The organism is Ruegeria sp. CDSB086, from assembly GCF_059611065.1.
Genome location: NZ_JBXWOV010000001.1, coordinates 498,538 through 513,793, shown reverse-complemented (window position 1 = coordinate 513,793; position 15,256 = coordinate 498,538). Strand labels below are relative to the sequence as shown.

Annotated in this window: 14 protein-coding genes; 1 reads left to right on the top strand and 13 read right to left on the bottom strand. The window is 56.6% G+C overall.

The genetic code is table 11. From position 1 onward, the window contains the following. Positions 1 to 28 precede the first annotated feature (28 nt). From recG to sciP, 4 genes are all read right to left on the bottom strand, one after another. Complete coding sequence (gene recG, locus AC2FIO_RS02510) at positions 29 to 2,119, bottom strand: ATP-dependent DNA helicase RecG (protein WP_496695647.1); 2,091 nt, start codon at positions 2,117 to 2,119, stop codon at positions 29 to 31. Then, positions 2,116 to 4,242, bottom strand: a complete 2,127-nt coding sequence (gene ligA, locus AC2FIO_RS02505) for an NAD-dependent DNA ligase LigA (protein WP_496695427.1) — start codon at positions 4,240 to 4,242, stop codon at positions 2,116 to 2,118. The genes recG and ligA overlap by 4 nt, the downstream gene beginning before the upstream one ends. A gap of 124 nt (positions 4,243 to 4,366) precedes the next feature. Then, positions 4,367 to 5,083, bottom strand: coding sequence for a response regulator transcription factor CtrA (ctrA, locus tag AC2FIO_RS02500; protein ID WP_113790658.1), 717 nt, complete (start codon positions 5,081 to 5,083; stop codon positions 4,367 to 4,369). 82 nt (positions 5,084 to 5,165) lie between these two features. Further along, complete coding sequence (sciP, locus tag AC2FIO_RS02495) at positions 5,166 to 5,459, bottom strand: CtrA inhibitor SciP (RefSeq protein WP_496695424.1); 294 nt, start codon at positions 5,457 to 5,459, stop codon at positions 5,166 to 5,168. Positions 5,460 to 5,588: 129 nt separating this feature from the next. On the opposite strand from sciP, the gene mnmA reads away from it, so the two are divergent. Further along, entirely contained in the window at positions 5,589 to 6,734 is a 1,146-nt protein-coding gene (gene mnmA / locus AC2FIO_RS02490; RefSeq protein ID WP_496695423.1) for a tRNA 2-thiouridine(34) synthase MnmA, read from the top strand. 10 nt (positions 6,735 to 6,744) lie between these two features. Here the strand turns inward: mnmA and AC2FIO_RS02485 are convergent, their stop codons facing one another. The 9 genes from AC2FIO_RS02485 to rseP form a co-directional block, all read right to left on the bottom strand. Further along, the gene (locus AC2FIO_RS02485) at positions 6,745 to 7,281 is read right to left on the bottom strand and encodes a hypothetical protein (protein ID WP_496695421.1); all 537 of its coding nucleotides are present in this window, start codon (positions 7,279 to 7,281) and stop codon (positions 6,745 to 6,747) included. A 31-nt stretch (positions 7,282 to 7,312) separates the two neighbouring features. Continuing rightward, positions 7,313 to 8,479 (bottom strand): lipid-A-disaccharide synthase, encoded by a 1,167-nt coding sequence (gene lpxB, locus AC2FIO_RS02480; protein WP_496695419.1) that lies wholly within the window; start codon positions 8,477 to 8,479, stop codon positions 7,313 to 7,315. Continuing rightward, positions 8,479 to 9,273, bottom strand: coding sequence for an LpxI family protein (locus tag AC2FIO_RS02475; protein ID WP_496695417.1), 795 nt, complete (start codon positions 9,271 to 9,273; stop codon positions 8,479 to 8,481). Before AC2FIO_RS02475 ends, lpxB begins: the two co-directional genes overlap by 1 nt. A gap of 3 nt (positions 9,274 to 9,276) precedes the next feature. Next, entirely contained in the window at positions 9,277 to 10,062 is a 786-nt protein-coding gene (gene lpxA, locus AC2FIO_RS02470) for an acyl-ACP--UDP-N-acetylglucosamine O-acyltransferase (protein WP_496695415.1), read from the bottom strand. Then, on the bottom strand, positions 10,059 to 10,532 hold the full coding sequence (fabZ, locus tag AC2FIO_RS02465; RefSeq protein ID WP_472723733.1) for a 3-hydroxyacyl-ACP dehydratase FabZ: 474 nt from the start codon (positions 10,530 to 10,532) through the stop codon (positions 10,059 to 10,061). The genes lpxA and fabZ overlap by 4 nt, the downstream gene beginning before the upstream one ends. 72 nt (positions 10,533 to 10,604) lie before the next feature. Further along, positions 10,605 to 11,189 (bottom strand): OmpH/Skp family outer membrane protein, encoded by a 585-nt coding sequence (locus tag AC2FIO_RS02460; RefSeq protein WP_496695413.1) that lies wholly within the window; start codon positions 11,187 to 11,189, stop codon positions 10,605 to 10,607. A gap of 7 nt (positions 11,190 to 11,196) precedes the next feature. Next, on the bottom strand, positions 11,197 to 13,557 hold the full coding sequence (bamA, locus tag AC2FIO_RS02455) for an outer membrane protein assembly factor BamA (RefSeq protein ID WP_472723732.1): 2,361 nt from the start codon (positions 13,555 to 13,557) through the stop codon (positions 11,197 to 11,199). A gap of 126 nt (positions 13,558 to 13,683) precedes the next feature. Further along, positions 13,684 to 13,812, bottom strand: a complete 129-nt coding sequence (locus tag AC2FIO_RS02450; RefSeq protein ID WP_282118476.1) for a hypothetical protein — start codon at positions 13,810 to 13,812, stop codon at positions 13,684 to 13,686. Between the two features lie 89 nt (positions 13,813 to 13,901). Continuing rightward, positions 13,902 to 15,254, bottom strand: coding sequence for an RIP metalloprotease RseP (gene rseP, locus AC2FIO_RS02445; protein WP_496695411.1), 1,353 nt, complete (start codon positions 15,252 to 15,254; stop codon positions 13,902 to 13,904). Positions 15,255 to 15,256: the final 2 nt, after the last annotated feature.

Sequence of the window (15,256 nt, the reverse complement as noted above, 5' to 3'; positions counted from 1 at the left end):
CATTTGTGAACTTTGCAGAACTAATTTACTAACCCACTGAAATTAAACGGATTGCCTGATCCTGTTTCATAAGCCAAAGTAGAACACGCACCGTCTGCCCACGTTCCGTGGCCAGGGTCGGGTCTTTGCTAAGCAAATTGCGTGCGTCCGTCTGTGCTACAGCCATCAATCCGGCCTGGCGTTCCAGGTCCGCAATCCGGAATTTAGGCAACCCGGATTGGGCCGTACCGATCAGGTCACCTGCGCCGCGCATCTGCAGGTCAGTCTCTGATATCCGGAACCCGTCTTCGGTCTCACGCAGAACTTCCAGCCGTTTGCGCCCACCTTCACTGAGCGGGGGTTGATACATCAACAAGCAGGTCGAGTCCGCCTCACCCCGTCCCACGCGGCCGCGCAGCTGGTGTAGTTGAGCCAACCCGAATATCTCAGCCCGTTCGATCACCATGATCGAGGCGTTCGGAACATTCACGCCAACCTCGATTACAGTCGTGGCAACAAGTACTTTTGTTCGGCCCTCTTGAAACGCGGCCATTGCGGCATCCTTGTCGGACGCGGGCATCTGGCCATGGACCAGGCCGACAATACCCTCGCCCAGTATGGCACGCAGCCGTTTGAACCGCTCTTCCGCTGCCGTCAGGTCCGAGACTTCGGATTCATCGACCAGCGGACAGACCCAATAGCACTGACGTCCTTCATCGATAGCCCGACGCAAATGCGCCACGACGTCATCCATACGCTCGGTGCTGATAATCGCCGTTTTGATAGGTTTCCGCCCCGGTGGTTTTTCATCCAGAACAGAGACGTCCATGTCCCCATATTGCGCCAAAGCCAGGCTGCGCGGAATCGGTGTCGCGGTCATCACCAGAACATCCGCGCCCTGCCCTTTTTCGGACAGCTCCATCCTTTGTCGGACCCCAAACCGGTGCTGTTCGTCCACAATGGCAAGTCGCAGGGCGTGGAACTCCACATCGCTTTGAAACACCGCGTGGGTGCCGACAAGGATGTGAATATCGCCCAGTTTTAGGGCGGCCAACTTTGCACGCCGTTCGGCGCCCTTGTCCCGTCCCGTCAGGATTTCCAGAACGACTCCGGCCTCTTCGGCAAGCGGGCGCAGGCCTTCCAAATGCTGCCTGGCCAGAATCTCGGTCGGCGCCATCATGACACCCTGTCCACCAGCCTCGACCGCGACCAGAAGTGCCATGAAGGCGACCAAGGTCTTCCCTGCGCCCACATCGCCTTGCAGCAATCGGTTCATCCGTGCGTCCGAGCCCATGTCGGCGGTTATTTCCTTGATCGCCCGCGCCTGGGCCCCGGTGGGTTTGTAAGGCAGATTAGCAAGAACTTTAGCTTGCAGAGCACCAGTGCCGACGCTCACGATGCCCCGGGCCTTTCGCTCGCGTTGTCGCGCCAAAGCCAGCGTCACCTGATGGGCAAAAAGCTCATCATAGGCAAGGCGTTCCCGGGCTGGCGCATGCGCGGCCACATCACCCGCCCCCTGTGGATTGTGCGCCGCGGATACAGCCGTGGCCCAATCCGCCCAGCCCTGTTTTGACACTTGCGCAGGGTCAATCCACTCAGCCAGCTTTGGTGCGCGGGTCAATGCGCTACGTGCCGCCTTGTACGCCGTCTTTTGGGTGATGCCCTGCGTCAGGTGATAAACCGGCTCGAACTCAGGAATGTCATCCGCGCTTTCCACGGGCAGCATGTGATCTGGATGGACCATCTGCGCCATGCCGTCGAACAGTTCGAGCTTGCCAGAGATCACACGACGGCTGCCTTGTGGTAGAACTTTTTTCAAATAGTCGCCACGCGCGTGGAAAAAGACCAACTGAAACTCGGTCTGCGTGTCTTCGACATGAACGCGGTAGGCCCCGCCCTTGCTTCGCGACGGTCGGTGGGTACCGACCGTGACCTCAACCGTCAATGTCGTTGGCAGATCAGCCCCCTGGATTGTATCGCGCCGCCTGCGGTCCACGACAGCGTAGGGCAAGCCGAACAGCACATCACGCGGCGACTCGATCCCCGCCTGCACCATTGTCTGCGCAGTCTTGGGGCCAACGCCCTCCAGAGTCTCGAGCCCCGCGAAAAGGGGAAACAGGATTTCAGGGCGGCCGCTCATGCGGTGCCGATCAGGTGCAGCCATTCATCTTCGTCCAGCGTCTCGATACCAAGTTCTGCTGCCTTCTTGGCCTTGGAGCCCGCACCCGGGCCTGCTACCAGCAAATCGGTCTTCTTGCTGACCGAACCAGAGACCTTGGCCCCCAGTGCCTCGGCCCGGGCCTTGGCTTCGGCGCGGGTCATCTTTTCAAGTGACCCTGTAAAGACAACCGTCTTGCCAGCCACCGGACTGCCCGATGTGTCGGGTCGTTTGGCGTCCTGCACGTCCAATTGCTCGACCAAAGCGTCGATGCTGGCGCGTTCTGCGTCCTGAGCAAATGCAGAAACCAACGCGCGCGCCATGACGTCACCTACGCCATCAATACCCAAAAGCTCGTCCCACTCAGGACCTTCGAAATCAGCGGCTGCGGTGACGGCGCGTTCAAATTCTTGCCAGGAGCCATAGTGGTTCGCGATCAGATTCGATGCGGCCTCTCCGACATGTCGAATGCCCAATGCAAAAAGAAGGCGTCCGAATGGGATTTGGCGTTTTTCATCAATTGCAGCCCAAAGGTTCCCGGCACTTTGCGCACCCCAACCCTTACGGTTGGCGAGCTTGTTGAGATTGGCCGCATCTCTGGTCTGCAGTGTAAAGATGTCCACCGGGGTTTTAATTGGCAAGTCCGGGTCATCGTAGAACATTTCAATCTGCTTGGCGCCCAGCCCTTCGATATCGAACGCTTTCCGAGATACGAAATGTTTCAATTTTTCAACAGCCTGCGCCGGGCAAATAATCCCACTGGTGCAACGTCTAACGGCATCGCCTTCTTCCCGAACCGCATCACTGCCGCATTCCGGACAGGTTGTGGGAAAATCATAAGGTTGCGCGCCATCTGGACGTTTCGAAATATCGACATCCGCCACTTTTGGGATCACGTCGCCCGCGCGATAAACCTGCACCCAGTCGCCGACCCTAATATCTTTCCCATCCCGGATCGTACCGCCCTTTGCGTCGCGACCAGCGACATAGTCCTCGTTATGCAGCGTGGCATTGGACACGACGACGCCACCAACAGTTACCGGGTGCAGCCGGGCAACCGGGCTGAGCGCACCCGTTCGACCCACCTGAATGTCGATGGCTTCCAGCCTTGTCCATGCAAGTTCAGCGGGAAACTTATGCGCAATGGCCCATCTTGGGGTCGTGGACCTGAACCCCAACCGGGCCTGCAGCGCCAAGTCGTTCACCTTGTAGACAACGCCGTCGATGTCATAGCCAAGAGTGGCGCGTTGGGCTTCGATTCTGCGGTAATGTCCGATCAACTGATCTGTTGTTTCGCACAATGCTGTCAGTGGGTTGGTTGAGAAACCGAATTCCGCCAACCGTTCGATGGCACCCATTTGTGTATCGGCCAAAGGGGCAGACAACTCACCCCAGGCATAAGCGAAAAACCGCAGCGGACGGGATCGTGTGATTTTCGCGTCAAGCTGCCTCAACGACCCCGCGGCAGCGTTTCGTGGATTTGAAAATATCTTTTCGCCCAGCTCTATCTGTCGCGCGTTCAGCTTGTCGAAGTCTTCATGCGACATATAAACTTCACCGCGCACCTCCAGAACCTCCGGAGCGTTTTTGACGCTGTGCGGAATGTCCGAGATCGTCCGCGCGTTCGAAGTCACGTTTTCACCAATCTCGCCGTCGCCTCGGGTTGCCGCCTGCAGGAGCTTCCCCTGTTCATATCTTAGCGATAGGGACAGACCGTCAATCTTGGGTTCAGCAGTAAAACCCAGCTCGGCCGTGTCGCTCAATCCCAGATATTTGCGGATTGACCTGTCAAAATCCGAAACGTCCTCATCGTTGAACGCATTGCCCAGGGACATCATTCTGACAGCGTGTACGAGTTTTGAAAATCCCTCCGCCGGTCTTGCGCCCACTTGATCTGTGGGGCTGTCGAGCCGTTTCAACTTGGGGAAACGCGCCTCGATGTCCGCGTTTCGCCTCTTTAGCGCATCGTAGTCGGCGTCCGAGATCTCTGGGGCGTCCTCGGCGTGATACAGCGTGTTGGCCCGCGCAATCAATTCCGAAAGCCGTGCCAGCTCGGCACGTGCTTGATCTTCCGTCAGCTCTGTTACCGCAATTGAATCGCTCATGGCCTCGCCCTGTCACATAGTCTTTGAACCCAGTGATAGGGCGAGGCCATGGCTAGGTCCAGATGTGCTGTTCCATGAGTGAGGTGGTCGCCCTGAACCTACAGCGACCAGATTTCATTTTAAGTCAGGCTCCAACAGCGATCCGACGTTCGTCCAAGCTGTTGCTTTGGGGATCGCGCAACACGTAGCCCCTGCCCCAGACGGTTTCGATATAGTTTTCGCCGCCGGTCGCATTGCTGAGCTTTTTGCGCAGTTTGCAGATGAAAACGTCAATAATTTTCAACTCGGGCTCGTCCATACCGCCATAAAGATGGTTCAGGAACATCTCTTTGGTCAGCGTTGTGCCCTTCCGCAGGCTGAGCAGTTCGAGCATCTGGTATTCCTTGCCAGTCAGATGAACAGCCTTGCCTTCAACCTCAACGGTTTTGGCATCCAGATTCACCGCGACCCGACCTGTATGAATGATGGATTGGGAATGCCCCTTGGACCGACGAATGATTGCGTGGATGCGGGCAACCAGCTCCTCTCGGTGGAAGGGTTTGGTCATGTAATCGTCTGCGCCAAAACCAAAGCCCTTGATTTTGCTTTCGGTGTCATCAGCGCCCGATAGGATCAGGATGGGTGTTTCAACCCGCGCAATGCGCAGCTGCCGCAATACTTCGTGACCGTTCATGTCCGGCAGGTTCAGGTCCAGAAGGATCAAGTCATAGTCGTACAGTTTGGCAAGATCGATGCCTTCCTCGCCCAGATCCGTCGCATAGACGTTGAGGTTGGCGTGCGTCAGCATCAGCTCAATGCTTTTCGACGTGGTTGGATCATCCTCGACAAGAAGTATACGCATTTACTGCTCCAATTTGGGTCAATTTAACAATTCAAATTGAGACTGCTCAAAAATGGTTAACCTGACGTTACCGTTGAATCATTTATTCACTTTCATCTTTAGGTTGTCGATATTTTTTTAATGCCGTCACTTTCAGAGCATCCGCGCCGTGTTCAGCGACCGCAGAAACCCAAGAATTGAACTCTTCATCGCTTAGCCCATAACGTTTTTTGGCGTCCGACAACGAAATCAGCCCGTATAGAACGCCGCGCACCACAATGACCTTGCGCGAAGCGACCCATCTGGTCGTCTCTGCAGGTGGCAGATCGTTTCGCGATAAAACCGTTCCATCCGACAGGGTTACGGACCTTGGCCCTTCGACTTTGTGCAAATACATCTCTTGACCCTTTTTCAGCTGCGACAAAGCTGACAACAGCCTACTTAATGTCGCGTGAAACCGCCCCTTGAGAGTGTGTAGAATTTTCCTATATTCTGCCGGTCTTTCTTAACCCGCACTGGAATCGTCATGGCCCTCGATACCGAGACACCGCTGAACTCGCTTGGCTTTGCCAAACCCCCGTCAGAGACGCGGGTGGTTGTTGCCATGTCTGGCGGCGTCGACAGTTCAGTTGTTGCCGCTTATCTGGCCGATCAGGGCTATGACGTGGTTGGCGTGACGCTGCAGTTGTATGACCACGGCGCGGCCTTGGCCAAGAAAGGCGCCTGTTGCGCGGGGATTGATATCCATGACGCACGGCGTGTGGCCGAGGAGCGCGGCTTTCCGCATTACGTTCTGGATTACGAGAACATCTTCAAAGATGCTGTGATCGACGAATTCGCCGACAGCTATCTGGCCGGAGCGACTCCGGTCCCATGTATCCGGTGCAACGAGCGCGTGAAGTTCAAGGACCTCCTGGAAACCGCCAAGGACCTTGAAGCCGACTGCATGGCCACCGGTCACTATATCCAGCGAAAGATGGGCGCGAACGGGCCGGAACTGCACAGCGCCGAGGACGCGAACCGGGATCAATCCTATTTCCTGTTTTCCACTACGCCCGAGCAGTTGGACTTTCTACGTTTTCCTCTGGGCCACCTGCCCTCGAAGGACGCGACCCGAGAAATGGCCGCGCAATATGGCCTGTCAGTGGCGGACAAGCCCGACAGTCAGGACATCTGCTTTGTGCCCGATGGCAACTATGCCAGCGTGATCGAAAAGCTGCGCCCCGGTGCGGCGGAACCAGGTGAGATCGTACATTCCGACGGTCGGGTGCTGGCGCAGCATAATGGTGTCATCCACTACACCATCGGTCAGCGCCGCGGTCTGGGTATCGGCGGGCTGAGTGAGCCTTTGTATGTGGTGAAGCTGGACGTAGACAAAAAGCAGGTTGTGGTTGGCCCGAAAGAGTTGCTGGCGACCCGGACCGTTCCGGTGCGCGAGATCAACTGGCTGGGGGATGAACCTTTTACTTCGCGTGACGAATGGCACCTGTCGGTCAAGGTGCGGTCGACCCGCCCGCCGCGTGAGGCGATTATCCGACCTCTGTCTGAAACGACTGCCGAAGTCGAATTGCTGACTCCCGAGGAAGGCATTTCGCCCGGTCAGGCCTGTGTGTTCTACTCCAATGAAAGCAGCCGCATATACGGCGGCGGCTGGATCTGGCGCGGTTACTGAGGCACCCGGATTACAAGACGTCGGTTGGGCTGTTCACCAGAATATACAGTCCGACTGCTACCATGATGTAAGGTGCGATCCTGTCAAGGCGGGCAAAACGCGGACCTAAAACCTGAGCGCGTGGTGCGCCCCAACTTGCAATTCCGATCAGCGTTGCCAGTGCACACCCGGCCCCAATCAAGGCCGTCAACCGAAACGCTGGCGTCGAATCCGCGAACAGCGGAGTCATAGCCGCAAGCGTATCAATCGATAGCGTCAAAAACAGCGCGACGACCGAGGTGATGGCCCCAGTATCGGGCAGTTGACGCCCGCCCGACCCTTTCCGTTGCTGCCAAATGCCATAAAGGCCCAGAGACAACGGGATAATCCCAAGATAACCGACCCAATTCAGAAACCGGCTGTGATCCAACCCGCTGGCAATCACAAGCGACAGGCACAGAATTATCATTTGCGCCGCGGCAAAGCCAAAGACGGCCCGGCGCGTTTCCATCACCATGATCAGTCCAAACAGGATGACCAGATTGTCCAGGTTAGTTGATATGGTCACGATCGCAGCGGAAAATGCGAACAGGATGTGTTCAATCATGGCGATTGGGCAGCCTGTTCAAAACCGCTCGGGCGGCGCGCAGACCCGGCGCTTCACCACCCCGGCCCAGACGATCCATGGTCACGTCCATAGCGCTGCGCTGCGCATCCGGACTGGTGGCCACGTCCGACAATGCCGTGGCAACCTTATTCGGTTCGCAATCATCCAGCAGGCATTCGGGAACCGCGCGTGTTTCAGACACCAGATTGACAAGGGTCGCCGTGTCCAGATTCACCATGCGCTTTGCGATCAGAGTCGTCAGCCAGTTCAGATTGTAGGCTATCACCATTGGCGTGGCCTGTGCCGCCAGTTCCAATGAAACTGTCCCAGACGCCGCCAGCGCAAGGTCGGCCGCAGCAAAAGCAGCCCTTTTCTGCGCCTGCGCCTGATCAGAGGGCAAATCTCGGGGGTCAACCACGACGGGCGACCCTGGCCAGTCCTGAACATATTCGGTGACCGCATCAACCATATGGGCCACAGCTGGCACGACAACGCGCGTGTCAGGGCTCTGTTTCAAAAACAGGCTTAACGCCTGACCAAAGACCGGAGCCAGACGATCCACCTCACCCCCCCGCGAACCGGGCAAGGCCAGAACGATGGGCGATTGGCCTAGGCCGTACGCGGAGCGAAAGGCCTGAATGTCTTGTTCGGCCGCCACTGGTTCGCTGACCACCGGGTGCCCGACAAAGTCACATTCCATCCCCGCGCGCTGCATATAGGGCGGCTCGAATGGCAACAGCGCCAGCACATGATCGATGACCTTGGCCATCTTGTCCGCACGCCCGGGACGCCAAGCCCAGACACTGGGGGCAACATAATGAACTGTGCGAATAGTACTTTGCGCTTTGACCAGCTTGGCAACCCGCAATGAGAAATCGGGACTGTCGATGGTGATCAGAACATCTGGATTGCTATCCAGAACAGCCTGCGCTGTCTCAGAAATCCGACGTTTGAGGTGAAAAAACTTGGGGAGAACCTCGACCAGTCCCATAACCGACAATTCGGACATGGGAAAAAGGCTGTCCAACCCTTGTGCCTGCATCAGCGGGCCGCCAACACCCTGAAATTCAACTCCGGGTACCAGCGCGCGCAGGCCTTCCATCAAAGCCCCGCCAAGCCGGTCCCCCGAAGGTTCACCGGCTACGACGAAAACCCGCATCAGTTCGTCCGCTCGCGGACATACAAAAACAGGCCCAGCCGATCACATTCCGCAATCACGCGGTCTTTCTCAAGCACAAGGACGCCGCCCTTTTCGATCACAATTCCCGACAGCCCCGCCGCAACTGCGCCAGACACAGTATCAGGCCCGATCGCAGGCAGATCTGCACGAACGTCCTGATCTGGTTTCGGGGCTTTGAACAAAATGCCGCCGCCCGCATCGGGGCGCTGAGTCAGAGACTGCAACATCCATGCCGTGCCGAAGATACCCTCAATCGCCAGCGCCTGCCGTTTTGAAACCACACAGGCCTGCCCAACATCCGCAGCACCCATCGCCCGGACGATACCCGATGCACGATCCGCATCCGTCAGATCGGCCTCAGACGGTTGCGCCTGCGTCAGACATCCCAGTTTCGGAAGAAGGTTCGGCGCGATTTCCTGGGCTGCCTTAACCTCCAGACCTGCATCCTCAAAAATGCCGATGACAGCGCGCAGCGCCGCATCATCGCCGGACATGATGGCTTGTTGCAGGATTGGGACCAAAGGCATTGTTGCTGCGTCGATCCTGGCGGGATCAATGGGCGGTCGCCCCACCGCACCTGCCATGCAAATTTGGGTTACGCCCCGCTCCTTGATGTCGGCGATAAAGGTTCCGACCTGTTCCAATGGAAACTCGACATCCGGGGTCAGAGTGTCAGGACGGAACCCCTCCATCGCGCAGACCACCGGGCGGTCGGGCAACTGCGCGACCACTTCACCCGGCAAAACGCCTGTTCCAGCAATCAGCGCCAGCATTGTTTATTTCCCCGGTGTAAGGAAAGACCGATCCGAATGTCCGGTCACGAAATCGACGATCCGCTGAACGTATTCACTTTCGTTATCCGTGCCGACCCGGTGCGCGCGCTCCATGAACGTACCATCGCCAGTCGACAATTCGCGGAATGCCGCCCGCAAAGCGGCAATATCCTCACGTGAGACACCGCGCCGTTTGAGGCCGACGAGATTTAGACCATCAAGTTCGCCACGCGGCGCCTGAACCAGGCCATATGGGATCACGTCATTTGGAACCATGGTCAACGCGCCGATGATCGCGCCACGCCCGACGCGGACCCACTGATGCAATCCAGAGATACCACCGACAATCACGTCATCCTCAATGATGCAATGACCCGCTGCGCCGGCATGGTTCACCATGATCACCCGATTGCCAATCTGGACATCGTGGGCCACATGCACGCCCGCCATCAGCAGACAATCATCCCCAATCCGCGTAACGCCGCCGCCGCCATCGGTCCCGGTATTCACTGTGACATGTTCGCGAATCCGGTTGCGTTTGCCGATCTCAAGGCGCGTATTCTCACCACCGAACTTCAAATCCTGTGGGATCTCTCCAATGACCGAAAAGTTGAAGATCACGGTCTCTTCACCAACCGAGGTATCGCCGGTCACCACAACATGCGATTTCAGCTCGACCCGATCCGCAAGCTTGACCTGAGAACCCACATAGCAAAACGGTCCTACGACGCAGCCTTCACCAATCTGCGCGCCGTCTTCGATGATTGCGCTTGGATGGATGCCGCTCATGTGGTCTTTTCCATATCCCAGTCGACATAGGCCGAAAACTCGGCCTCGGCCGCGACCTCTCCTTCGACCGTGGCGCGACCGGCAAATTTGAAGATCTTGCCGCCCTTTTTGCCGCGGACCGTTTCGACATGCATCTCAAGCACGTCACCCGGGATCACCTTGCGACGGAATTTGCATTTGTCGATGTTCATGAAATAGATCAGCAGCTCGCTGTCGATCACGTCCATGCCCACACCCAGCATGACGCCCGCGGTCTGTGCCATCGCCTCGACAATGGTCACGCCCGGCATGATCGGGGTTCCCGGAAAATGCCCTTGGAAATGCGGCTCGTTCATGGTGACGTTCTTGATGCCAACAGCCGATTGAAAACCCGAGATATCGACGACCTTGTCGACCAGCAGAAACGGATAGCGGTGAGGCAATATCCGCTGGATCAGCTGAATGTCAGCGCTTTTGGTTTCCGTTGTCATAGTGCAGTCGTCCCGTTCTGGATTTCTCTTTGACGCGTGGTTAGCAACACCGCGCCTTAAGGGCAAGCAAACCTATTCTTTGATTTCTTCTTCAAGTTGGCTGCCATCGCCAATCTGTTCATTGATCCGCGCAATCGCCGTGTCCGTCACATCGGTTCGGTCCGCGCTGAGAAAAACATTGGATCGTTCGATAACGACCGACGCCCCGGATTCGCGCAACAACTCGATCAAGATCGGTTGCACAAGAACCAGAAAAGTCTGCCGCGCTTCTTCGCTTTGGCGCGCAAGGGCGTCCAGTTTCGCGCGCTGACTTTCGCGATGTGTCTGAACCTTGTTGTCGAACGCCTCGGCCAGCGGGCGAAACTCTTCGGTTGGCAGTTCTGCGCGCTTTTCGGTCAGGTCTTTTTCTTCCCTGCTGAGCTCAGCGACAATTCGTTCATTCTCATCGGCCAGCAATGCACCTTCGGTTTCGATCTCGCGCAGGACGCGCCGACCGAATTGCGACTCGGAAAACAACCGGTCGCTGGACAGGGTCAGTACATTCGCCTGAGGAACGCCTAATTGCTGCGCCTGAGCTGTCGACATGCAGGCCAGCGCCAGAAAAACGCACAGGGCCCGAATTGGGCCCTGCACTTCATTACATATTCGGTTCAACATCTGGCGATCAGAACCGCGCCTGAACAGTCAGGTCAAAGTTCTGTTCCTTGTCGAAGTCTTCTTTCTTCAAAGCTTTGGAGAAGTTGAACCGCAGAGGCCCAAAAGGCGTTTCCCACAGAACCGACACACCGATCACATGGCGGACAGACCCGTCCGCACCCACGATGTCGGCACCAGCAGTGTTCACGTTGTTGATGTTGTAGACGTTACCAACATCGTAGAACACACCGCCGCGCAGACCCAGTTCTTCGGGCAGGCCAAGCGGGAAGTCTGATTCAAAGCGGGCAACCCAGTAGTAGTTACCACCGATCGCATCGTCCTGGCCGTTCGACAGGTCTCGCGGACCCAGGCCCGCAGGTTCAAAGCCACGGAACGTGTTCGGACCAATCAAGAAGCGGTCGAGCACGCGGCTGAAGTCGTCGCCCTGCCAATGCAGTGCACCTACTTCCATCGATGCCCGCAGAACAACTTCCTCGTTCAGGACACGTGTCTGCGCAATGCCGCGCGCTGTGGTCTTGTAGAACTCGTTGTCGCCGCCAAGACCGGCCGCATCAACGCCCACCTCAAACAAAACGCCCGCATTCGGGTTCAGACCACCGCGTCGGCTATCATAGAGGTAAGATACACCCAGCGTGCTCGATGTCCGTTTACCCTGCTCGATTTCCGAAGCGATAACAGCACCGTTTACTTCGTCATCCTGCTGCGTCATCTCGCTGCGGTTCCAACCATAGCGGAGACGGAGCGAAGACAATTCGCTGATAGCGTAGCTCAGCTGCGGCTCGAAGAAGACGCGCTTTGTATCGTAGCTTGCAAAGCTTGAATTCGTCGATGCCAGGCCAAGACCAAGATCGAACTGCAACCGGCGACCCAGCAAATATGGTTCGGTGAAGTTAATGATGTATTGCTCGGAATCCTGCGCCGTCGAAAGGGTCAAGCCAAGGTTTTGACCGCGACCCAGGAAGTTGGATTCATTCAGGCCAATTGCAATCCCGAAACCGTCGGAAATCGAGTAACTACCACCGAGGCTCAGCGAGCCGGTGGGCTGTTCTTCGACGTCCACATCCACAATCACCTGGCTGGGCGTGGACCCTTCGCGCGGCTCAACATCTGCCACGGCAAAGAACCCAAGGGCACGGATACGTTCAGCACTCTGGCGGATTTCGCGCGGGTTGAACGGATCACCTTCGACCGTATCGAACTGGCGACGGATCACGCGGTCCAATGTCGTTGTGTTGCCTTCGATGTCGATACGTTCAACAAAGATCCGCGGACCTCTGGTCAGAACAAACTGAACGTCCAGCGTCAGATCACGTGGGTTACGAGTGACCCGCGGTTCGACCCGCAGGAAATCAACACCCTGTTTCAAACCCAACCGTTCCTGACGAGCGATCGAGCTTTCGATCAGAGACGGGGAATAGGTCACGCCCGGGCGGATTTTCAACGCCGCTTGATATGCGGCAGGATCAACGCCCGGAATTTCACTGACGGTCGAAATCTTGCCGAACGAGAACTTCTGCCCCTCGGTGATATTCATCACCAGGAAGAAAGCGTCACGTTCGCGGGTGAATTCGACGTTTGCGCTGTTCACGCGGAAATCCACGTATCCGCGCGACAGATAGAAGTCGCGGATGACTTGTTTATCAAACTCGATCCTGTCAGCGATAAACGTGTCGCCGCGCAGGAACGTGCGCAGAATGTTGGCCTGCTTTGTCTCAAGAATCCGGCGCAAGCGGCGATCCGAGTATGCCCGGTTACCGACGAAACTGACACGCTCGACCTCGATCGTGGTGCCTTCGGCAATTTCAAAGACAAGATCGACGCGGTTGTCGCTGCGGCGAATGATGCGTGGGATGACGGTCGCGGAAACGCGGCCCTGCGCTGAATAGATTTCAGCGATCTGATCCGCGTCCGCTTCGGCAAGCTGTGGTGTGAAAACCCGGCGGGGCTGAGAATTGATGGCCTCAAGCAGAAGATCGTCTTTTACGCGACGATTGCCTTCGATGCTGATCTGATTGATCGTCGGATATTCTTCGACTTCAATCACCAGAGTGTTCCCGCGCGGCGTCAGCTCAACTGTCTCAAAAACACCACTGTCAAGCAAACGCTGAAACGCATCATTCAACTGTCCGGCAGTCACAGTCTGGCCTGGTTGAATTCCAGTCCGGGCAATAATTGTCGAACTTTCGATCCGTCTGTTGCCCTCAACATCGAACGAATTGATGGTGTAACTTTGCGCGCGCGCAACCTCCGGCAAGAAGGTAAAGCTAGCTATAATTACAAAGGAAAAAATACGTAGCGTCTGCCACAAAATCTTGTTTGTTGGCTTCTGCCCCCCGCAGGATGTGCCTGCGCCTCGCCTATCAGTCATTTTTTTCTCTACCCAGAATTTTAGGACTTTATTGTTGAGTAGCGAGATTAAGTTTCCTTGTCAAAAGACGAAAACACAAAGCGGCCCAGTGGGCCGCTGCAAGTTGTATTCAAATTGTGGCGAGAATCACATGCTGACGACGACAGCCCAGCCACCAATCGCCAGCGCCGTCGCGCCGAAAAACAACAGAAAGTCCCAGTTCAGCATGAATAGGAAACTAAAACTCTGAAAAGATTTCCGCAGCGTCTTTGTCATTTGAGCCTCTGACACAAAAATTTAGACGCAGTCAAACTAGGCGCGGATTGGGGCGAAATTGCGGCTTTTGTTGGCGCATATCACCACAATCAGCAGAACAGATCGTTGGACACGGAAAAGATCATCAGGCCAAGGATCAGCGATATCCCTACGCCCATCAGAACCTTCAGTACGCCATCGCTTGGTGGTTTACCTGCCACGGCCTCATAGGCGTAGAACACCAGATGCCCGCCATCCAGTGCCGGGATCGGAAACAGGTTCAACAGCCCGACAGCCGTAGACAACACAGCGATAAAGAAGATGAAGCTTTGCGCGCCTTGGCTGGCCATCGCCCCCGAGGTTTCAGCAATACCGATCGGGCCGGACATGTTGCAGGTGCTGATGGCCCCCGTAACCATGTGCCAGATACCCGACAGCGACCCGTCTATGATGCGCAGGGTTTGACGCGCACCACCCGAAATGGATTCAAGAACTCCGGCCGCCTCGGTCGCGGGTTCCAGCATCATCCCGCCAACGATACCGATGCGCCAATGTGTAACAAAGCCGCCTTCTGACTGCGGTTCGTCCGTACGGCGCGGGGCAAGTGCAAACTCAAGATCTGCCCCATCGCGCCAGACATTCAGCAACAGAACTTTCCCGTCGGACCCTTCGACATGCTCTTTCAACTGATCAAATGCAAAGATCGGGTCCCCATTGACCGACGTGATGACATCACCACGCTTAAGGTCGATATCCATGGCAGCACTACGAGGCGTAACCTGCTGAATCAGGGGCGGAAACAGCCAGGGACCGGTCACATCCATGGTCTGATCATCGCGGATGACCGTATAATCCAGAACCGGTTCCACCGGCAACGCGTCAACAAAGTCAGTCCACGCGCCCGCCTCGTCAAAATCGGGCACCGCGACGCCGCCAATGGCGACGATTTCGTCACCGTCCTGCAATTGCTGAACAGTGCCGGGTAAAGGGTGCAAAGTCCCGACGGTCAGTGGGTCCTTGGTCACCCCCTGGGTCAGGAAAATCAGACCAAACACCAGGATCGACATGATGAAATTGAAAACCGGACCTGCGGCAACTGTGGCCGACCGGGCCCAAAGAGGTGCCCCATGCATAGTGCGGCGCAAATCCTCAGGGCTCTGCTCGGTAATTTCCTCCATCGCGGTTTCGTCTTTGCCCGACGCCGCATTCGCATCGCCCAGGAATTTGACATACCCACCAAAAGGCAGTGCGGCGATCTGCCATCGCGTGCCGCGTTTGTCGATGCGGCTCCAGAGAACCGGGCCAAACCCGACCGAGAACACCTCGGCATGGATACCGGACCAGCGTCCAACGATGTAATGGCCGTACTCGTGCACCGCGACGATCACCGAAAGTGCGATGACAAAGGCAATGATCGTGTACAGCAAATTGCCAAACTGAGGGATCAGAGAAAGTACGTCCAAAA